This window comes from Pseudomonas sp., assembly GCF_035554175.1.
In the GTDB taxonomy this organism is placed as follows: domain Bacteria; phylum Pseudomonadota; class Gammaproteobacteria; order Pseudomonadales; family Pseudomonadaceae; genus Aquipseudomonas.
In genome coordinates this window covers 224,105-242,803 of sequence record NZ_DATMIV010000050.1, presented here as the reverse complement: position 1 = coordinate 242,803, position 18,699 = coordinate 224,105, and the positions used below count along the sequence as shown (strand labels likewise).

Here is an 18,699-nt window from a genome sequence, read left to right as displayed (position 1 = left end):
TCAGCGTTCTGTTATAGCCAGTAGCTCACCGCATACCAGCCCAGCAGGCCCATCACAACGGTATATGGCAGCGCCATCCACACCATCCGCCCGTACGACAGCCGGATCAGCGGTGCAATCGCCGAGGTCAGCAGGAACAGGAAAGCCGCTTGACCATTGGGCGTCGCCACGCTGGGCAGATTGGTCCCGGTATTAATGGCAATCGCCAGTGTCTCGAAATGCTCGCGACTCATATGCCCGGCCAGGAACGCTTGCTTGACTTCGGTGATGTAAATGGTCGCGACGAATACGTTGTCGCTGATTGCCGAAAGCAAGCCGTTGGCGATAAACAACATGCCCGGCTGTTGATCCACCGGCAGGGCGAGTACCCACTGGATCAGCGGCGCGAACAGTTGCTGATCGTGAATCACCGCCACCACCGCAAAAAACACCACCAGCAACGCGGTAAACGGCATCGCATCCTTGAATGCACTGCCCAGGCGATGTTCGTCCGTGATCCCGGTAAACGCGGTGATCAACACGATTACCATCAAACCGATCAGGCCGACCTCGGCGACATGGAATGCCAGGCAGCCAATCAGAATCAGTGCCGCTGCACCTTGCACCAGTAGGGCCGCCGTTTGGCGCGGCGTGCGCTGGGCATTGTCTTCGGCGGCATAGTTCGCCAGTACGGCGCGCACGTTTTCTGGGAGCAACGTGCCGTAACCGAACCAGCGCAGCTTCTCCAGCAGCACACACGTCACCAGACCCGCTGCCAGCACTGGCAGGGACACGGGCGCGACTTTGTGGAAAAACTCGGCGAAATGCCAGCCCATCTCATGGCCGATCAGCAGGTTCTGCGGCTCGCCAACCAACGTGCAGACACCGCCAAGGGCCGTGCCGACCGCGCCATGCATCAACAGGCTGCGCAGAAAAGCGCGAAATTGATTGAGGTCTTCGTGGTGCAGCGTCGGCAGGTGGCGGTCGTCACTGAACTCGCTGTCCTGACGCGGATCATTGCCCGAGGCGACCCGGTGATAAACCGAATAAAAACCCACCGCCGCACTGATGATCACCGCCGTCACGGTCAACGCATCCAGAAACGCGGAGAGGAATGCCGATAAAAAGCAGAACATCAACGCCAGGATGGCTTTCGAGCGCACGCCCAGCAGCAGCCGCGAGAACAGAAACAGCAGCAGATCCTTCATGAAGTAAATACCGGCCACCATGAACATCAGCAGCAGGATCACGGGGAAGTTGTGCAGCAACTCGTCATACAGCGCTTGCGGCGTGGTCATCTTCAGCAACAGCGCCTCAATCAACAACAGGCCGCCCGGCATCAACGGATAGCATTTGAGCGCCATGGCCAGGGTGAAGATGAACTCGATGACCAACAGCCAGCCTGCGGCGACCGGGCCAATGGCGTACAGCACCACGGCATTGAGGATCAGAAAACCGACGATGGTCGCCTTGTACCAGCGTGGCGATTGCCCGAGGAAATTGTGCGCGAACGCCTGGGCCATTGAACCGGACATCGGCTGCTCCTTTTATTTAGAAGCGCGAAAGTTGCCGGATGTTTCAGGGAAGATCAAGGTTTCGGGAAGCGATTGCTTGAGAACGATCGTGCGTTGCCAATCCGTGGCGATCACCCTGTAAGAGATCCACAGCGCCGTGGCGTCGTGGATCTCTGATTACCTCAGAGCTGATGCAGTGAACGACGCTTAGAGCTTCGATGAAACGACTCTGATCGCCCAAGGTGCAGACAGTCGCCCCGTCTCGGATTTACAGCGCAAAGTATGCACGTGATTAACGGCCAGATCCGTGATGGTCGCGCTGTAGACACCGTGTTCATCGACTGCGAAGGGGGAGGTGTCGATTTAGTGATTCAGATAACGCGCAACCATTGCGCGGTAGTTGCCATCCAGCGAATACCCGCCGACCACAACGGCGCCGTCGACTTGCACGGCCAGTGAGTTAGCCGTATCGAGGCTTCGGCCAAGTCGCGTGCGGAGCCAGCCGTGGCCTTGGCCGAACGCCGGATCGAGGCTTCCATCGCATAGATAGCGGGCGACCATGAAGTCTGCTTCAACCCCACCGATGGTGGCGCCTACGGCGATCATGCGGCCGTCGCTCATCAGCCGGGCGGCGTTCCACTGGCAACCGCTGGGGCCGATGTCCAATACCTGTGGCAGGCCATGGTGACAGTGCAGGTCCGGCCGGCCGTTGGCGTGTAATACGTAGCTCAAACAGCGAATCGGATCGCGACTGCTGCCAAAACAATACAGCCTGTCGTCGAACTCGATGATCTGACTGACCTGAGCGCTTTTGCCGTAGGCTTTGAAGGCCATGAAGCCATCCACGGCAAACCGCTCGTCCAGCCGCCCATCGGGCAGATAAACAGCCAGCAGCCCATGCTGGGGAAAGTCGATGGAACCCGCCACCACGATTCGACCATCGTTCTTCAATAACAGGGTGCTCAGCCAGGTATTGAGCAGCAGGTGGCGGATCATCACGAAGCCGCGCCCGTTGAAGGATTCATCCAGACGGCCATCGGGCCGCAGACGAATCAGCATCCCGGCGTGGTCGGCAAAACTGAAATGATGGTTGGCGATCAGCAGAATGCAGCCGTCCTCCTGCACCGCAAAGTCACACGCTTCAACGCCCGGAACGCCCGGCGGTAGCCAGTTGTCGCGGGTGCCCATGGACAGGTCGCCCGGCAGCCGCACCACCTGCGAACCCTGATCTGCGAAAGATCGGTCGAGCTCGCCTTGTTCATCGAACAGCGCGAGAGCGGGCAGGGTGTGATGAGTATTTTCATAATGAAGACCGGCCAGCAGGATCCTGCCATCAGGCAGCACCTGAACCTTGCCGGCCCGGGCTTCGAAACCCTCGACGAACGTACCGATCACGCTGCCCTGCAGGCCAAAGGACAAATCGGCCGAGCCATCGGCAAGCAGGCGGGCGACGCCAAAACGACTGCCTTTGGCCGTGCCGACTTTGGCCGCCACCAGAATTCGGCCCTGCGCATCAATGGCGACATGTTGGGTCAGGCTGGACAGACTGCCGGCAAAGTACACCTGCGCAACGCCACAAATCGCGAAGCTTGGGTCAAGAGAACCGGATTCATTCCATGCGGCAGGCAGCGCCAAAGTGTTCAGGGTAGACATGCACGCGTCTCCTTGCGAGTAAACCGATACCCAGTGATTGGGAGGCTGACTGCACGAGCGGAACATTCAATCCCTGAACGGCGGGAAGTACAACTGCAAGAGCCACCAGAACGACGGTCGCACTGTGCCAGAACAGTGTCTTTTTGAACCAGTGGAAAGCGAGCCAAGTACTTTAAGCGAAACTTGCGGGCGGCAAGTCCGCGGTCGAGGCGACAACTAATGTGAAAAAGGCGGATGACTTAACGTCATCCGCCTTTCTGGTGTATCAGTGTGGCATCGACCAGGATTGCAACTTATGGCCGTCTTCGCTCAGTTCGGCGCGCGCCTGTTGCAGGAGTTGTTCGAGTTGGGCAGGGTCGGAGTAGGCGCTGCTCGGAATCTGTTTGCGACCGATGTGGGAATTGGTGCGGTCGACGACGGTCAGGCTCAGTTCGCCATTGCCGTCCTGTGGCGCCCAGGCCACGCACTGGAAAGGCTTGAAGGCGTGGTTGGCAATCAAAAGAGCTTCGTTGATACGCAGCGGGGCAGTCATGGGGTCTTCTCTCTATTGGCGCCCAATCAAGTGATGTGCCGTCGGTTGGGCTTACCGTGCGGCGGGTTACTTGTACTGATGCACGCAACCAGGGATCGGGTCACAAGTGAAACAAAGAAATTTCAAGTTCTTTACATGATCCGGGTTCAGTTGAATGATTCGGTACATGTCTGGACACCGCGCTGAATTCACCCCTCAGCCTGACACGCCACAAATAGTCGATAGCTAACTAACAACCAGCTTTCTTATAACTCTTTTGGCAGCCTTCCTATAAGCAATCGATACAAGCCTCCGTCAAAATCTTGCTAGTGTTACAACCGGGTCTGCCAAATGACTGTTTTTACAATCATTTATAAAATTTGGCGCCAAGGAACAGTTATGAGCGAAGCGCCTGCGTCGAGACGTCTACTGGTGGTCGATCCCTGCGATGACTGCCATCGCTTGTTGCCCGGATTGCGGGCCGTGGGCTGGGATGTTGCCAGTTGCAGCCTGGAGCACGCCGCCGACCGCGCCTGTGATGTCGGCCTGTTGCGCTTGCAGCCGTTTCATCTGGAGCGCCCCGAGGCAGTCAAAGAGCTGATCAGCCGCAGCGGCACCGAATGGATCGCCGTGCTCAATCAGGAAGTCCTGCGTTTACAAAACGTAGGTGACTTTGTCTGTGAATGGTTTTTCGACTTCCACACCTTGCCCTTCGACGTTTCACGGGTACAGGTTACCCTCGGCCGTGCCTTTGGCATGGCAAGACTGCGCGGGCAGGGCACAATCCATGTCGATCAGCCGGAACACGAACTGCTTGGCGACAGCAAACCGATCCGCGAACTGCGCAAATTGCTCAGCAAACTGGCACCCACCGAATCCCCAGTGCTGATTCGCGGCGAAAGCGGTACCGGTAAAGAACTGGTCGCGCGCACTTTGCATCGGCAGTCACAGCGCCACGGCAAACCGTTTGTGGCGATCAACTGCGGGGCTATTCCCGAGCATCTGATTCAGTCCGAATTGTTTGGTCATGAGAAGGGTGCATTTACCGGCGCGCATCAGCGCAAGGTCGGGCGCATTGAAGCGGCCAATGGCGGCACGTTGTTCCTCGATGAAATCGGCGATTTGCCGCTGGAGCTGCAGGCCAATCTGCTGCGCTTTCTTCAGGAAAGGCACATTGAGCGCGTCGGTGGCAGTCAACCGATTCCCGTGGATGTGCGGGTGCTGGCAGCGACTCACGTTGACCTGGAGGCGGCGATCGAGAAGAAACGGTTTCGTGAAGATCTCTATTACCGCCTGAACGTTCTGCAAGTGGTCACCGCGCCATTGCGTGAGCGCCATGGTGATCTGTCGATGCTGGCCAACCATTTTTCGCACTTCTACAGCCATGAGACCGGACGGCGGCCGCGCAGCTTCAGTGAGGACGCGTTGATCGCGATGGGCAAGCATGACTGGCCCGGCAACGTGCGCGAACTGGCGAACCGGGTGCGGCGCGGATTGGTATTGGCCGAGGGACGGCAGATCGAGGCGCGGGATCTGGGGTTGATCAGTCAGCACGCGATAGCCACGCCGATGGGCACACTGGAGGACTACAAGACCCGGGCGGAACGGCAGGCGTTGTGTGATGTGTTGAATCGGCACAGTGACAACCTCAGCGTCGCGGCCAAGGTGCTCGGTGTATCAAGGCCGACGTTCTACCGGTTACTGCACAAGCATCAGATTCGTTAGATCGCTGAAGATCAAAGGATCGCAGCCTTCGGCAGCTCCTACATTCGGATTGCGTAATCCCTGTAGGAGCTGCCGAAGGCTGCGATCTTTTGCTTCGCTTTAGAAGTAATACGGGAATTTCAGACTGAAGGAAAAGTCCGGCGCATCGTCGGTCATGCCGATCGACAAGTTAGGCACGATCGTCAGGTTGTCGGTGGCCGCAATGGTCATGCCGACGTTGAAGTAACCGGCGTTGGCATCGCTGGAAACTACCGATTCCCAATCGCCGCCGTCCTGTTTCAGCTTGCTCTTGCGTTGCACCAGGTCGGAGACCGAGAACGACATACTCATCTTCTCGTTGAGCGCGAAGGCGATGCCGGCGCCGATCTGGAAACTGTCGCCGATGCGCACTTTACCTGGGGTTTTCTGGTTGACGGTGGAGCTGATGTCGTCGAACGATTCCTCAAGGTTGTGGGTGTAGGAGAGGCTGCCGAACAGCACCGCGGGGTCAAACGTTTTGACCAGCGAGATGCCCGGGGTGATCGACCAGACGCCGTTGCCGGTCGGCAGGGTGTCGGGCACGAACAGGTTGGAGTTGGCATCGGTCTGGCGCAGTTTGATGCCGAACGGGTCTTTGCCGGTTGGCGCCTTCACGCGCAAGGTGACGACGGCGTCCGGGGTGTTGACCGATTCGTCGAGGAACTTGTAGGCGATGCCGAAGTTGACGTCGCCAATGGTTGGGTCCTTGGTGACGGTTTCTTCGGTGGTGACGCCAGCCGCGCCCTGGTTGCCGCCGCCCGACTGATAAGTCGACTCGCGATAGACCACCGGCACGTTCAGATCGAACTGCCAGCGGTTGTCGAAGTTGTAGCGGCCCGTCAGGTCGAGGGTCCAGGTGTCAGCCTTGATCCGGTCGAGGTTGATGTTGCCGAGGAAGATCGAATCCAGTGCAAGGAAACCGTTGAGGATCAACTGGCGGGTGTCGTAGCGCGAATAAGTAAGGCCGGTTTCAACGCTGAACTTGCCGCCGCCGAAGAAGCCGCTGGCTTCGTCGTACAGGTTGGAAACGCTTTGCGCCGGTTGCGAATCATCGGCCAGCGACTGACCGTAAGAAGCGCCACTGCCCCCCGCAGCACCTCCCGATGCGGCGGCTGCGCCGGTGCCCGTGGCGGCTGCGGCGGCGACTCGATTGCCTTTCATGTCGGACGGCGATTTGGCCAGCCGTTTTGGCGGTGGGGCGGCGGGCTGTTCTTCTACCTGGCGGACCCGTTGTTCAAGTACCGCCAGTGCCTGTTGTTGTAATTCGTATCGTTGTTTCAGTTCCAGAAGTTCCCGTTTCAGGGCTTCAACATCGGCGTCGGGCGCTGCGTGCAGCAGCGCCGCCGGAAGAAGGGTACTCAAACACACTGCAGCACGCAGTGATACTGATCGATACATGAATAAGCCGTCCCTTTAAGCCCAATGATCGAGACTCAGCGTAGTTCAATATCCGATATTGCGTAGGGCCCCGAGTTGGGTCAGGTTGCAATCCAGTGCGCCGGCGCTTCTGCCGTTATTGTTAAGTACGACGTTGAGTTGCGTAAGGTTGTTGACCACGTTGGCACTGCCGAGCAAGCGGGTGTTCTGCAGCAGCCCGCCCTGGGCGACCTGTTGCAATGCCGTGCCCTGATTGCCGCTGGCCTGAATGGCCATTTGCACGCCGCCGCCATTGGCCGACACCGCGACACTGCCGGCGCCGTTGCTGCCGGTGATGGTCTGCCCGGCGACGAGGGCCTGGCCTTGCGACGGCACCAGAGCCGGCGCCTGACTGGCTTCGCTGACGTTGATCGCGACGTTGTTATTGGCGGTGTTGCCATCACCCGCCGCGCGCACGCTTTGTGTTACGCCTTGCGTACTGTTGAGGCCGGCGCCACCGATCACGGTGCCGGTGCCCAACGCGGGTGTACTGCCATTGCCCGACTCCTTGATGGTCGAGACGTAAAATTCCGGTTTGACCGTTGCGGCCTGGATCTGCATCGATGTAGCGGCCCCGATCAGATCGCCGCTGGCGTTGCGCCAGGTACTGCTCATGACAATGCCGAAGCTGATGATCCGGCCCGGCATGACGTAACGACCGCGCAGCTCGGCGAGCTCCTGGTCCTTGATTTCGATGGGTTTGAATCCGGCATGGGCAAAGCCTGACGCACTCGCTGCCAGGCAGGCGGCGGCCAGCCAGTATGAGCTTTTCATCTGCTGCTCCCGGGACATCCAGTCCCATTCTCTAACTCGGCGATTAAAAGAAGTCGCTCTGAATGAACCCGAAATCCATCAATTCCGCATCTTTGACCGGGTTGAAACTGTCCAGTGAGTTCTTCGCCGTCAGTGGCACCGGAGGGCTGCGCAAGGCGTTGGCCTTGTCGTAACCGGGGCCGACGATGGCAAAGACGATACCGTTCCAACCTTTGACAAAGTCGTCATGTTTGTAGCGTTTGTGGCCGAGAACCGGATCTGCGATGTACACCCAGTCCTTGTCCGAACGCTGCAGCACAACGAAATGCTTGTAGCCGCGAATGTCCATCAGAACCACCACCGGAATGGTCACCGCTTCGAGTTTCTCGGGCGGGATCCGGTAGCCTCGGGCACGCATGCCGATGCTTTCTACGTAGCGCTTCATGTCGAGCATGGAGAAACCCTGGGTTCGCACCAGGTCCTGGTCAGCGTTGACCAGCATGCCTTTGATGATGTGCTCTTCATCGACGTCGAGCCAATAAGCCTGGCGCAGGACCGTCGCCAGTGCAGCAGCGCCGCAACTGAAATCGGTCTTCTGTTCGACGATGTCGGCAAACTTGCGCTCACGAATGCTTTGCACGTCCTTGTAGACCAGCACGCCACCCGGCAGGGCAGCCACGGGCATCTGCGCCGCCTGAGTCAGGCCGCACAGACAAAGCAGAGCGAGGAGGGCAGGAGTCCGCATGATCGGATACGCCTTCGTGGGTCCGAGGAAAAGCCCCGTTGCCGGGGCTTTCGTTTCGATTGCGATTACATGCAGGCCTTGCAACCTGCGGCGATGGACAGCGAGTTGCTTTGTTGGTTGCCCACACCGGCCGAGACGTTGGCTCCACCGTTGCCGGAGAAGTTGTTCATCGAATTGGTCATGTTGGCATTGTTGACGACAGGGGTTTTCCAGCCATCTTTGGTCAGCACTTGTTGGGTGGTCACACCAGCGAGGCCAAAAGTACCCACGGCTTCGAACTTGGCTTTCTGATCATCGTTGCCGCCGTGGCCGCCGCCACGGTTACCCCAACCGCCGTGGTGGTCATCGTCTTCGATGGTCGCGGTGCCTTTGGCTTTGAACACGCCAGCGGCTGCATAAGTCCCGGTGAGGGTGTCGGTTTTGTAAGCCTGTACGCCTTTGTTTTCCACGACCAGGCCAGTGGAGGACTGGTTGGCAGAGGCAGCAGCGGTGGCTACGCGACCACCGGAAACGGCGATGGCGAGGTTGTTTTTCTGTTGGTTGAAGTTGCCGGCGCTGACGTTGATGCCGATGTTGCCGGAACCGTTGTTGCCTGCGTTGTTGAGCGTGGCGTTGTTGAAGGTCGACGAGTTTTTCACGTAGTTGTTGTTGTTCACCTGAGTCGCGCTCGAGGCTGCAACAGCATTGCCGAAGATGAAGCTTTCGTCAGCGGTGGCCAGCGCAGCAGCGTTGTCCTGCTGGTTGCCGTCGCCGGCTGCAACGTTGGCGCCCATGTTGCCGTTGGAGCCGTTGAGCGAGTCGCTGGCATTGGCGTTGTTCAGGGTGCCCTGGTTTTTCACCACGTTGCCGTCGCTGTTTTGCGCGTCGAGTACAGCGGCGCCGGCGCCTGCGGTGATCTGCAGCAGTTGTTCCAGATTAGGACCCTGAGGATGGCCGTGACCATTACCGTGTCCGTTACCATGACCGTTGTCGCCACGGCCGCCAGCCTGTGCTGCCATTGCCATCACTGCTGCGAGTGCGAAAACCAGTGGTTTGAGAGCCATTGTAGGTTTCATGGTTGTTTCTCCGTCGTGCTTATTAGTTGGGTTAAGTGTTGTTACTTTTCCAATTGCACTTTGTTTGGGTCAGTCAGCGACCCGGATGCTCAGGGTGTTAGCCATTCGGTTCCCCACCCCGGCACTCTGGTTCACCTGGATCACCCCTCGGCTGCCGGTGAAGGCCTGATCACTTGTCGTGACCTGGCGACTGCCGGGTGCGGTGCCAGTTGCTCCTGAGCTCGGTAAAAACGCCACGTTCTGTTGTGAAAGGGCGCTGTCGTCAACGCTCTGCGGGCCGGCACTGATGCTGACGCGCGTAACGTTGGCCATTTGATTGTTGGCACCCGCGCCCTGGTTTACCCCGAGAATGCCGTTGCCATTGCTGAAAGAGTTGCCGCCGATGTTGGCGCTCGCGTCGATGGCGCGGCTGGCGGGCGTATCGATGTCTTGCCGGACGCTGGTAGTGGCATGGGATTCGGTGCCGATGGCAATCGCCTTGGTGTTGGCTTGTTGCATCTGGTCACCGGCGGCCTGGTTGACGTTGAAATTGCCGCGGTATTGCGCGCCGGAATCCTGAATATTCGCTTTGTTGACTGAAGCCGAATCGGCCATGGCGCTGGTGCAGCCGAGCAGGGCGAGAAGCAGCAGGGTGCGATTCATGTCATTGGCCTCCGGCCATGCGAGTCAGAGGCGCCAGCCCGGTGCTCATCGCCCGGTTGACGGTATTGGAGATCGAGCCGCCCGCGCCGCCGCCAGTGCCGGTGCGCATGCCGGGCAGGCCGTTCTGGTTGGTCAGGGTATTCATGCCGGGCAGGTTGGAGCTGGGCGTGGTCATGTTGCCGCGAATCGAAGAGCCGCTGGCGACACTGGCGAAATCGCCGTCGCTGAGTTCAGTACTGCTGAGGGTTTGATTGATCCGTGCCGATGGGTTGGCATTGACCGTGGTTGGATAGGGGTCTTTGCCGCCGTTGCGGCCGATCGGGATCGGTTGAACGTCGCGGTTGAGGACGATCACCCCATTGCCTTCGGCTTGCGCGCTAATGCTGATGAATGCACTGGCGGCTGATCCGATCAGCAGAAGGCAGGTCAGGCTCTTGTTGAAATTCCCCACGGCTGCAATTCCTTCTTCAGTGGGCTGGAATGTTCAGCGTTGGGAAGGACAGAGCTAAAGCTGTGCCGGTTTTGGGTTATGTTGTGATTTCAATGGCTTGCATGGTCAGGGCAAGCACAGACAGCGACTACTGTTTCAGCCGTGATACAGCACAGGACCCGCTGCGATGGCAATGGGCGCTGGAAAGCTCTGGAACAAGGGTTTGCGCCGAGGTGTTTCATCGACGTAACAGTTCAAATGACGGGATGATGAACAGCGCTTGGCTGGGGCTTTGCGCCGTCAGGAGTGTTTCAAAAACGGACAGATCCGTCCCGGAACAAGGGATAAAACATCCAGCGATCAGCAGGACATCAAACGTTCGACCGCCGCAAAGGCTTGCACCTGGCGGTCGGCCCAATTGCCTTCAATGATCTGCATCGGCTGCCGATGTTGCATCAGCCAGGCGCGAGTGGCTTCGTAGAAAGCCATGCGATCCGCGAGATCGGGTTGGCAGCGCTGACCGTCTTGCGTCCAGTCGATCTGTCGCGGCGATAGCAGCAGGTGCAGGTCGTAATGGCGCGCCAGCAATTCGCTTTCCAGCCAGCTCGGGCAGGCGCCGAACAGGGTCTGGCTCCAGAGGATGTTGCTCAGCAGGTGAGTATCCAGAATCAGCAGGGCAGGTTGTTGCGCGCGCGCCTGATCTTCCCATTGCAACTGCCCACGGGCGATCGCCGGGATGTCGGCCAGGCAGGTATCGCGTGGATTTTCCTCAATGAACCGGCGCACATATTCGTCGACGCGCGCACCGCCAAAACGCTGTTCCAAGCCTGCGGCCAGCCAGCTCTTGCCAGTGGATTCCGGGCCGGTGAGGACGACGACCTTCATGTGCGCAGCGCCGGATCCGCGCGCCATGCACGCCAGCCTTGCACCGCAAGCAGGGTAAACAGCGCGTAAAGGGCGGCGGTCAGGTACAAGCCTTTATAGATGAACAGTCCGACAAAGATCACGTCGAGGACAAACCACAAGGCCCAGCATTGCAGACGCTTGTGCGCCATCCACAATTGCGCAACCAGGCTGAAACCAGTGAGCGCAGCGTCGAGCCACGGCTGCGCGGCGTCCGTCCAGTGCGCCATCGCCGTGCCCAGCAACAGGCTGCCGATTGCACCGAGGCCGAGGCCGATGAGAATCGAGCGTGCGTCGAGGCGGCTGACTTCGCGGCCGTCGTGCATCGTCCCGGCGCGGGTCCATTGCCACCAGCCGTAGACTTGCAGCGCGGCGTAGATGACTTGCAGCAACATGTCCGAATACAGCTTCACCTCAAAGAAGATCCAGCTGTAGAGCAACACCATGACCAGCCCGATCGGCCAGCACCACGGATTCTGTTTAACCGTCAGCCACACGGCGATTACACCGAGAGCAGCGGCAAACAGTTCGAGCCCGGACATGAGCGATCCTTGGGGAATGAAAGAAGGGGGCGGATTGTACCCAAAAACATGTAGGAGTGAGCCTGCTCGTGATAGCGGTGTGTCGGCCAGACTTATATTGTCTGAAACACCGCTATCGCGAGCAGGCTCACTCCTGCAGGGGATGGTTGCTAGACGCGGAACTGGCGCAGCAACCCGTTGAGCTGTTCGCTCAGTTGCCCAAGGCGCAGACTGGCTGCACTGGATTGTTCCGCCGCCAACGCAGTGCTATGCGAAAGCCCGGCCGCCTGGGTGACGTTCTGGTTGATGTCTTCGACCACATGCGCCTGTTGCAACGTAGCGCTGGCAATCGAGGCATTCAGCCCGTTCAAATTGCGCAAAGCCTGGCCGATCGCGTTAAGACTCGCACCGGCCAGGCCCGCTTGCTCGATGGTCAATTGCGAAGCCCTGCTGCTGTCACTGATCACCTTCACCGCAGCCTCCGAGTGGTTCTGCAAACGCTCGATCATCGACTGAATCTCCGCCGTCGATTTCTGCGTACGCTGAGCCAGCAAGCGCACCTCATCCGCGACCACGGCAAATCCGCGGCCCTGCTCACCCGCGCGCGCCGCTTCAATCGCGGCGTTGAGTGCCAGGAGATTGGTCTGCTCGGCAATCGAGCGAATTACCTCAAGTACGCTGCCAATCTGCGTGCTCTCGGCAGCCAGTGTGCGGATCACTTCAACCGCCTGATCAATCGTCCCTGAGAGCTTGTCGATCTGCTGCAAGCTGCCATCAATGTTGATCTGCCCCTGTTGCGCCTGCGCTTCGGCATCGCGCATTTCAGCGGCGGCGTGTTCAGCGTTTTTCGCCACGTCCTGCACGCCATAAGTGACTTCGTTGATCGCCGTGGCCACCAGTTCCATCTGCTGTGACTGTTGTTGACTGCGCAGCTGCGCCTGCGAGGCGTCGTTGCCCAACTCGCTGGACGACTGACCCAAGGCACTGGCCGATACCTGCAGATCACCAATCACCCGCCGCAACTTGGCCGTGAAGGCATTGAAGTGATGGGCGAGCTCGGTGACCTCATCCTTGCCGTGGGTGTCGAGGCTGCGGGTCAGGTCGCTTTCGCCGCTGGCGATGTTAGCCATGGCATTTACCGTTTCCTGCAACGGACGGACGATGCTGCGTGCGATGAGAATCACCAGCAGGGCCATGATCAGCGCAATCGCCAGACCGATCAGCGACGCCTTGATCATCTGCCCCTGGAACTCTGCCTGCACATCGTCCACATACACACCCGAACCGATGACCCAGCCCCACGGCTCGAACAGTTTTACGTAAGAGGTCTTGGCCACCGGATCTGTGGCCCCCGGTTTCGGCCAGCGATAATTGACCATGCCCGCGCCTTTGGCCTTGGCGATGGCGACCATCTCGTTGAAAACCGCAAAGCCGTCCGGGTCGCGGATCGCCGAAAGGTTCTGGCCCTCGAGTTTGGGGTTGGTCGGATGCATGACCATCACCGGGGTAAGGTCGTTGATCCAGAAATAATCACTCTGGTCGTAGCGCAGGCCACGGATCGCAGTCAGGGCCTGTTTCTGCGCCGCTTCCCTGGTAAGGGTGCCGGCGGTTTCCAGCCCTTGGTAATACGTGAGCAGGCCACTGGCGGTCTGCACCACGTGCTGGGTTTTCTGTGCCTTGGCGTGGTAGAGGTCGTCGTGGATCTGCTTGAGCATCAGCACGCCCAAGGTCAGCAACATGCCCACCGCCACAATCAAGATGAGCCACAAGCGTCGGCTGATCGACACACTGCGCAAGCTGTTCATAACGCTGTCACTCCTGATTCTTGTTCTTGTAATAAACGATCGCCAGCATCCAGCCACCGCTGTGTGCTCGGAACGGCGCTAGGCAAGCCAGCCAGCGCGAAGAGCGCTATTAAGGCTTGTCTGTTAGGATTTCGGCCCCGCGCGCGAAAACCTGAATCCGGTTTGAAAATTTCACGGAATTTTTACCGTTTCGTGTAGATCCTGTGCGCGCGGAATCGGTACACCTTTTACCGGCTACGCTGAACGCAGTGAACGTTTAGAAAAACTATCGGAGCATGCCCGCGTGCATCGCTCTCTGGGGGATTGATGGATCTTTGGACCGCCTTGCAGGCACTGATACTGGGAGTTGTAGAGGGGCTGACGGAGTTTTTGCCCATTTCGAGTACCGGACACCAGATCATCGTTGCCGACTTGCTGAACTTCGGCGGCGAACGGGCCATGGCGTTCAACATCATCATTCAGCTCGGCGCGATTCTCGCGGTGGTCTGGGAGTTTCGCCGCAAGATTCTCGACGTGGTGATCGGCCTGCCGACCCAACCGAGCGCACGGCGCTTTACCGTCAACCTGCTGATCGCTTTTCTGCCGGCCGTGGTGCTCGGCGTGATCTTTGCCGATCTGATCCACGAATACCTGTTCAACCCTATTACCGTGGCGGCAGCGCTGGTGATTGGCGGCGTGATCATGTTGTGGGCCGAACAGCGCCAGCATGAGGTGCACGCCGAAACCGTCGACGAGATCCGCTGGAGCGACGCCTTGAAGATCGGTTTCGCCCAGTGCCTGGCGATGATCCCCGGTACTTCGCGTTCCGGCTCGACCATCATCGGCGGTTTGCTGTTCGGCCTGTCACGCAAGACGGCCACCGAGTTTTCGTTCTTTCTGGCCATGCCGACCATGGTCGGTGCAGCGGTGTACTCGGGCTACAAATACCGCGACCTGTTCGTACCGGCTGATTTTCCGGTATTCGCCATCGGTTTCGTCACCGCGTTTGTCTTCGCCATGATCGCTGTGCGCGGTTTGCTCAAATTCATCGGCAGTCACAGTTACGCAGCGTTTGCCTGGTACCGGATTGCCTTCGGCCTGGTGATTCTGGCGACCTGGCAGTTCGGCTGGGTGGACTGGGCGGCAGCGAAGGCATGAACGATTCCCGCACGCGCCGTCCTGAAACTCGACCCTCCCACGGGCGTTTTCAGCATCTGAAGTTGAAACTGCTGGTGCTGCTGATCGTCTGTGCGCTGCCGCTGTCCGGCTCATTGTCGATGTGGCTGAGCGGCATCTCGGGGCTGCCGCTGGCGGCGTACGGGGTTGTCAGCGTGCTGGCGTTCTTTCTGTACTGGGCCGACAAACGCAAGGCCCGCGCCGATGCCTGGCGCACGCCGGAGAATATTCTGCATGCCGTGGAACTGGCGGGCGGCTGGCCGGGTGCGCTGGTGGCTCAGCAGGTGTTTCGGCACAAGACGCGCAAAGTGTCGTTTCAGATCTTGTTTTGGGCGATCGTGCTGCTGCATCAGGTGTTCTGGATTGACCAGATTTTTCTCGGGTCGAACTTGCTATCCCTTATTTAACAGCCTCCGCAGATCCCCTGTGGGAGCGAGCCTGCTCGCGAAAGCAATCTCATGCTCGCTGATGAGTCGCCTGACAAACCGCCTTCGCGAGCAGGCTCGCTCCCACAGGTTTTGCGAGTTTGCGGGTTTGCGGGTTTACAGGAGCAGGCCGATTTGAGTCTTTTTCGGCAGCTTGCCCACGACCAGTTGATGCGAACGCTGCAACAACCCCTGCAATTCCTCGGCACCCAACGGGTAGGGCGGATGCATGATGATCCACTGAGCCCGCGCCAGATAGGGCGCCGGATGAATGCCCGGGCGGTCGCAATGGCCGAGAAACAGATCCTTGTCGACCTTGAATGCCAGCGAATCCCCGCGCAGGCCCTGCAGAGCAAACATCTTGTTGCCGGCAATCGAGAACACCCGCACGCCACCCCATTTGTAGTCTTCGCGCGCGCCGGGCAGGGCCAGGCAGAATTCGGCGACCTGGGCTTCGCTCATCTTCCGGTGTTTCATAACAACCGCTCCCCGCAGGCATTGAACGATTCGACCAGATGATCGATCCATGCGCGCACCGCCGGCATCACCCCGCGCCGGTGCGGATACACCGCTTGCAGCCAGCCGCCTGGCAGTGACCACTGAGGCAGCACCTGTACCAGCGTGCCGTTACGCAATTCGGTTTCACAGAACATCATCGGCAGCACGGTAAAGCCCTGGCCGGCCAGCACGCAGGCCTTGCGCACCACAAAATCGTCGATACCCAGCCGCGCTTCCATGCTCAGATCGGCGCTTTTGCCCTGCTGATCGAGCAGGCGCACATGCACCATGCGATCGGCCTCCAGCGCGCCCAGCACCGGCAGGTTTTTCAGGTCCTGCGGATGGTTGATGGTCTTGCCCTGCATGAAGGCCGGACTGGCGATCACCACCGCCTGCGCCTGACGCAAGCGACGAGTGACCAGCAACGGATCCTCATCGCCGTGATCGCGCACGCGCAAGGCAACGTCGATGCCTTCGGTGACCAGATCGACCCGGCGGTTGAGCAGCACGACCTCCAGTTGCACCTGCGGATACTTGCCGAGAAAGTCGCTGATCACCGTCGGCAACATTTCATGAGCAAGGCCGGTAGGGCAGGACACCCGCAAACGCCCGCGCGGCTCGCTGGACATGCTGGCCACGGCTTCGTCAGCCATCTCCGCTTCCAGCAGCATTGCCTGACAGTGGCGCAGATAACGCTCGCCGACGGCGGTGAGATTGAGCTGGCGGGTCGTACGTTGCAGCAGCCGTGCGCCAAGGCGTTCTTCCAGTTCGGCAATGCGCCGCGACAGGCGTGACTTGGGAATACCCAGCAAGCGCCCGGCGGCGGCAAACCCGCCGGCTTCGACCACTTTGGCGAAATAGTAGAGATCGTTCAGGTCTTGCATGTGGGTATCCGGCTGTTCTATCTGTGGGACGAACTATCGCATTGTCAGCGACTAATCAGCTATTGGTTTGTTGCGTAGGATTGTCTCCATTCCGTCGCCGCCGGCGATTCTTTGCAGGAGAACCCACATGAAACTGTTGCACATCGATTCGAGCATTCTGGGCGACAACTCGGCTTCCCGTCAGTTGAGCCGTCAGGTCGTCGACGCCTGGCAAGCTGCCGAGCCAAGTGCCGTGGTGACTTATCGCGACCTGGCCGCCGATGCCATCAGCCACTTCTCGTCGACCACAATGCTTGCGGCCGGCACCACCACCGAACTGCGCGACGCTGCGCAACAGCACGAAGCCGAACTGAGCGCGTCGACCTTGGCCGAATTCATCGCAGCCGACGCCGTGGTCATTGCCGCGCCGATGTACAACTTCACCATTCCGACCCAGCTCAAGGCGTGGATCGACCGCATTGCCGTGGCCGGCCAGACCTTCCGCTACACTGAAGCCGGCCCTGAAGGCCTGTGCGGTGGCAAGAAAGTGGTGATCGTGTCGACATCCGGCGGTATTCACGCCGGTCAGGCCAGCGGTATTGCTCATGAAGAATATCTGAAGCTGGTGCTGGGTTTCCTCGGTATCACCGACATTGAAATCGTTCGCGCTGAAGGCCTGGCCTATGGCGAAGAAGTGCGCAACAACGCGATGACCGCTGCGCAAGCGAAGATCAGCGAGCAACTGTTCGCCGCCGCATAAGGCTTGCGTAAAGAACAGCCGCTGTTCAGGTAATCGCAAAAAAACTCTGTATTCTGGATCCGCAAGGGCCGAATACGGAGTTTTTTGTTTCTGGCTGTTACATAATCTGGCCCAGGTTATGCAGTTTCAGCACATCCGGTGATTTGGTCCAACAGGGTGGGGCATCCGATGCGGCGACTTTGTGCAGTGATGGTGATTTGCCTGCTGAGCAGCCTGAATTCAGTGCAGGCTGCGCCGGGGCGACACCCTGTATGGAGCGTCGGTTATCACGAGATGACCTTTCTCGACCCGCTCGATCTGCAACCCATGCGCGCCATCGCTTTTTATCCTTCCAGCGACCGCGAACACATGAGCTTGCTCGAGGGCTATTCGGTCGAGGCCGGCGCGGACACCAAAGTCGCGATTGGCCGCTTTCCGATGTTGATGTTGTCCCATGGCAACACCGGCACGCCGCTGGCGCTGCACGACCTGGCGACCTCGCTGGCGCGCAAGGGCTTTGTGGTGGTGGCGGTGATTCATCCCGGCGACAACTCCCGCGATCACAGCCGACTTGGCACATTGAGCAACCTCTACGGGCGGCCGATCCAGATTTCTCAAGCCATCACCGCGACGCTCGGCGACAGCATGCTCGCGCCTTTCGTCAACGCCGATCAGGTTGGCGTGATTGGATATTCGGCAGGTGGCGAGACGGCGTTGATTCTCTCCGGCGCGCAGCCGGATCTGGATCGCCTGCGTCGCTACTGCCAGGAGCGCCCGGACGATCACGATGCCTGCAACACCCAGGGCGAGCTGATCGTTGATCGCGACGATCTGCAGCCGGTACCCGATCCCCGCGTACATGCGTTATTGCTGATGGCGCCGCTGAGCCTGAAATTCGGTCGCCATACCCTGGCGGATGTGCATGTGCCGGTACTGCTCTACAGCGGCGACGGCGACAAACTGGTGGCCTTCGATAAAAACGCCGCCGCCCTGGCGCGCAAACTGCCCACCGCGCCGGACTTCAAATTACTGGCCGGGGCAGGGCACTTCGTGTTCCTGGCGCCGTGCACTGAAGAGCAGATCCGCGCCATGCCGGCGCTGTGTACCGACGCTGACGGGGTGAATCGCGAGGATATTCACCGCAACCTGATTTCCGAGGCCGGACGGTTTTTTGCCCATGCGCTGGGGAAATCGACGCGGGCGGGAATGCAGACGGCGGATCAATAAATCCATCACCAACACAAATCCCCGTAGGAGCTGACGAGTGCAACGAGGCTGCGATCTTTTGATCTTGATCTTCAAAGCAAAATCAACAGATCGCAGCCTCGTTGCACTCGTCAGCTCCTACA

19 protein-coding genes are annotated in these 18,699 nt (G+C 59.3%); 5 read left to right on the top strand and 14 right to left on the bottom strand.

The genetic code is table 11. From position 1 onward, the window contains the following. Positions 1 to 11: 11 nt before the first annotated feature. The 3 genes from nhaB to VNV36_RS22515 form a co-directional block, all read right to left on the bottom strand. Positions 12 to 1,514, bottom strand: coding sequence for a sodium/proton antiporter NhaB (gene nhaB, locus VNV36_RS22525; RefSeq protein ID WP_325720691.1), 1,503 nt, complete (start codon positions 1,512 to 1,514; stop codon positions 12 to 14). Positions 1,515 to 1,856: 342 nt separating this feature from the next. Continuing rightward, complete coding sequence (locus VNV36_RS22520) at positions 1,857 to 3,146, bottom strand: NHL repeat-containing protein (RefSeq protein WP_325720689.1); 1,290 nt, start codon at positions 3,144 to 3,146, stop codon at positions 1,857 to 1,859. 265 nt (positions 3,147 to 3,411) lie between these two features. Next, positions 3,412 to 3,678, bottom strand: coding sequence for a hypothetical protein (locus VNV36_RS22515; protein WP_016774677.1), 267 nt, complete (start codon positions 3,676 to 3,678; stop codon positions 3,412 to 3,414). A gap of 378 nt (positions 3,679 to 4,056) precedes the next feature. Here VNV36_RS22515 and VNV36_RS22510 point away from each other — a divergent pair, with 378 nt between their 5' ends. Further along, positions 4,057 to 5,382, top strand: a complete 1,326-nt coding sequence (locus tag VNV36_RS22510; RefSeq protein WP_325720687.1) for a sigma-54 dependent transcriptional regulator — start codon at positions 4,057 to 4,059, stop codon at positions 5,380 to 5,382. Between the two features lie 99 nt (positions 5,383 to 5,481). On the opposite strand, the gene fapF is transcribed toward VNV36_RS22510, so the two are convergent. The 9 genes from fapF to VNV36_RS22465 all read right to left on the bottom strand — a co-directional run bounded on the left by fapF (position 5,482) and on the right by VNV36_RS22465 (position 13,670). After that, positions 5,482 to 6,798 carry a fibril amyloid transporter FapF gene (gene fapF, locus VNV36_RS22505; RefSeq protein WP_325720685.1) on the bottom strand — a complete coding sequence of 439 codons (1,317 nt, stop codon included), beginning with the start codon at positions 6,796 to 6,798 and terminating at the stop codon, positions 5,482 to 5,484. Positions 6,799 to 6,843: 45 nt separating this feature from the next. Then, entirely contained in the window at positions 6,844 to 7,590 is a 747-nt protein-coding gene (gene fapE / locus VNV36_RS22500; RefSeq protein WP_325720683.1) for a fibril amyloid subunit FapE, read from the bottom strand. Between the two features lie 43 nt (positions 7,591 to 7,633). Beyond that, positions 7,634 to 8,314 carry a fibril amyloid maturation endopeptidase FapD gene (fapD, locus tag VNV36_RS22495; RefSeq protein WP_325720681.1) on the bottom strand — a complete coding sequence of 227 codons (681 nt, stop codon included), beginning with the start codon at positions 8,312 to 8,314 and terminating at the stop codon, positions 7,634 to 7,636. A gap of 65 nt (positions 8,315 to 8,379) precedes the next feature. Next, positions 8,380 to 9,369 carry an amyloid-like fimbrin subunit FapC gene (gene fapC / locus VNV36_RS22490; RefSeq protein ID WP_325720679.1) on the bottom strand — a complete coding sequence of 330 codons (990 nt, stop codon included), beginning with the start codon at positions 9,367 to 9,369 and terminating at the stop codon, positions 8,380 to 8,382. A gap of 69 nt (positions 9,370 to 9,438) precedes the next feature. Next, a complete protein-coding gene (gene fapB, locus VNV36_RS22485; RefSeq protein ID WP_325720677.1) occupies positions 9,439 to 10,011 on the bottom strand; it encodes a fibril amyloid subunit FapB in 573 nt (190 codons plus the stop codon). Between the two features lies 1 nt (position 10,012). Further along, complete coding sequence (gene fapA / locus VNV36_RS22480; RefSeq protein WP_325720675.1) at positions 10,013 to 10,462, bottom strand: functional amyloid chaperone FapA; 450 nt, start codon at positions 10,460 to 10,462, stop codon at positions 10,013 to 10,015. 339 nt (positions 10,463 to 10,801) lie between these two features. Continuing rightward, the gene (locus tag VNV36_RS22475; RefSeq protein WP_325720674.1) at positions 10,802 to 11,326 is read right to left on the bottom strand and encodes an ATP/GTP-binding protein; all 525 of its coding nucleotides are present in this window, start codon (positions 11,324 to 11,326) and stop codon (positions 10,802 to 10,804) included. Further along, positions 11,323 to 11,886, bottom strand: coding sequence for a nicotinamide riboside transporter PnuC (gene pnuC / locus VNV36_RS22470; RefSeq protein WP_325720673.1), 564 nt, complete (start codon positions 11,884 to 11,886; stop codon positions 11,323 to 11,325). The genes VNV36_RS22475 and pnuC overlap by 4 nt, the downstream gene beginning before the upstream one ends. 149 nt (positions 11,887 to 12,035) lie before the next feature. Beyond that, positions 12,036 to 13,670: a methyl-accepting chemotaxis protein gene (locus VNV36_RS22465; RefSeq protein ID WP_325720671.1), complete on the bottom strand. Its 1,635-nt coding sequence runs from the start codon at positions 13,668 to 13,670 to the stop codon at positions 12,036 to 12,038. 306 nt (positions 13,671 to 13,976) lie between these two features. On the opposite strand from VNV36_RS22465, the gene VNV36_RS22460 reads away from it, so the two are divergent. Continuing rightward, positions 13,977 to 14,807, top strand: coding sequence for an undecaprenyl-diphosphate phosphatase (locus tag VNV36_RS22460; RefSeq protein ID WP_325720669.1), 831 nt, complete (start codon positions 13,977 to 13,979; stop codon positions 14,805 to 14,807). After that, positions 14,804 to 15,232, top strand: coding sequence for a DUF1294 domain-containing protein (locus VNV36_RS22455; RefSeq protein WP_325720667.1), 429 nt, complete (start codon positions 14,804 to 14,806; stop codon positions 15,230 to 15,232). The genes VNV36_RS22460 and VNV36_RS22455 overlap by 4 nt, the downstream gene beginning before the upstream one ends. Before the next feature lie 135 nt (positions 15,233 to 15,367). On the opposite strand, the gene VNV36_RS22450 is transcribed toward VNV36_RS22455, so the two are convergent. Together VNV36_RS22450 and VNV36_RS22445 are read right to left on the bottom strand one after the other, a co-directional pair. Then, positions 15,368 to 15,727, bottom strand: coding sequence for an MmcQ/YjbR family DNA-binding protein (locus VNV36_RS22450; RefSeq protein WP_325720665.1), 360 nt, complete (start codon positions 15,725 to 15,727; stop codon positions 15,368 to 15,370). After that, on the bottom strand, positions 15,724 to 16,632 hold the full coding sequence (locus tag VNV36_RS22445; protein ID WP_325720663.1) for a LysR substrate-binding domain-containing protein: 909 nt from the start codon (positions 16,630 to 16,632) through the stop codon (positions 15,724 to 15,726). The genes VNV36_RS22450 and VNV36_RS22445 overlap by 4 nt, the downstream gene beginning before the upstream one ends. 127 nt (positions 16,633 to 16,759) lie before the next feature. On the opposite strand from VNV36_RS22445, the gene VNV36_RS22440 reads away from it, so the two are divergent. Together VNV36_RS22440 and VNV36_RS22435 are read left to right on the top strand one after the other, a co-directional pair. Continuing rightward, positions 16,760 to 17,371 carry an FMN-dependent NADH-azoreductase gene (locus VNV36_RS22440; protein ID WP_325720661.1) on the top strand — a complete coding sequence of 204 codons (612 nt, stop codon included), beginning with the start codon at positions 16,760 to 16,762 and terminating at the stop codon, positions 17,369 to 17,371. Between the two features lie 168 nt (positions 17,372 to 17,539). Next, positions 17,540 to 18,577, top strand: a complete 1,038-nt coding sequence (locus VNV36_RS22435; protein ID WP_325720659.1) for an alpha/beta hydrolase family protein — start codon at positions 17,540 to 17,542, stop codon at positions 18,575 to 18,577. Positions 18,578 to 18,699: the final 122 nt, after the last annotated feature.

Coding starts and splice junctions, on each gene's coding strand:
- fapB (WP_325720677.1), bottom strand. CDS start 10,011: ATGAATCGCACCCTGCTGCTTCTCGCCCTGCTCGGCTGCACCAGCGCC.
- VNV36_RS22460 (WP_325720669.1), top strand. CDS start 13,977: ATGGATCTTTGGACCGCCTTGCAGGCACTGATACTGGGAGTTGTAGAG.
- pnuC (WP_325720673.1), bottom strand. CDS start 11,886: ATGTCCGGGCTCGAACTGTTTGCCGCTGCTCTCGGTGTAATCGCCGTG.
- fapF (WP_325720685.1), bottom strand. CDS start 6,798: ATGTATCGATCAGTATCACTGCGTGCTGCAGTGTGTTTGAGTACCCTT.
- VNV36_RS22445 (WP_325720663.1), bottom strand. CDS start 16,632: ATGCAAGACCTGAACGATCTCTACTATTTCGCCAAAGTGGTCGAAGCC.
- VNV36_RS22465 (WP_325720671.1), bottom strand. CDS start 13,670: ATGAACAGCTTGCGCAGTGTGTCGATCAGCCGACGCTTGTGGCTCATC.
- fapC (WP_325720679.1), bottom strand. CDS start 9,369: ATGAAACCTACAATGGCTCTCAAACCACTGGTTTTCGCACTCGCAGCA.
- VNV36_RS22515 (WP_016774677.1), bottom strand. CDS start 3,678: ATGACTGCCCCGCTGCGTATCAACGAAGCTCTTTTGATTGCCAACCAC.
- fapE (WP_325720683.1), bottom strand. CDS start 7,590: ATGAAAAGCTCATACTGGCTGGCCGCCGCCTGCCTGGCAGCGAGTGCG.
- nhaB (WP_325720691.1), bottom strand. CDS start 1,514: ATGTCCGGTTCAATGGCCCAGGCGTTCGCGCACAATTTCCTCGGGCAA.
- VNV36_RS22455 (WP_325720667.1), top strand. CDS start 14,804: ATGAACGATTCCCGCACGCGCCGTCCTGAAACTCGACCCTCCCACGGG.
- VNV36_RS22450 (WP_325720665.1), bottom strand. CDS start 15,727: ATGAAACACCGGAAGATGAGCGAAGCCCAGGTCGCCGAATTCTGCCTG.
- VNV36_RS22475 (WP_325720674.1), bottom strand. CDS start 11,326: ATGAAGGTCGTCGTCCTCACCGGCCCGGAATCCACTGGCAAGAGCTGG.
- VNV36_RS22440 (WP_325720661.1), top strand. CDS start 16,760: ATGAAACTGTTGCACATCGATTCGAGCATTCTGGGCGACAACTCGGCT.
- fapD (WP_325720681.1), bottom strand. CDS start 8,314: ATGCGGACTCCTGCCCTCCTCGCTCTGCTTTGTCTGTGCGGCCTGACT.
- VNV36_RS22435 (WP_325720659.1), top strand. CDS start 17,540: ATGCGGCGACTTTGTGCAGTGATGGTGATTTGCCTGCTGAGCAGCCTG.
- VNV36_RS22510 (WP_325720687.1), top strand. CDS start 4,057: ATGAGCGAAGCGCCTGCGTCGAGACGTCTACTGGTGGTCGATCCCTGC.
- VNV36_RS22520 (WP_325720689.1), bottom strand. CDS start 3,146: ATGTCTACCCTGAACACTTTGGCGCTGCCTGCCGCATGGAATGAATCC.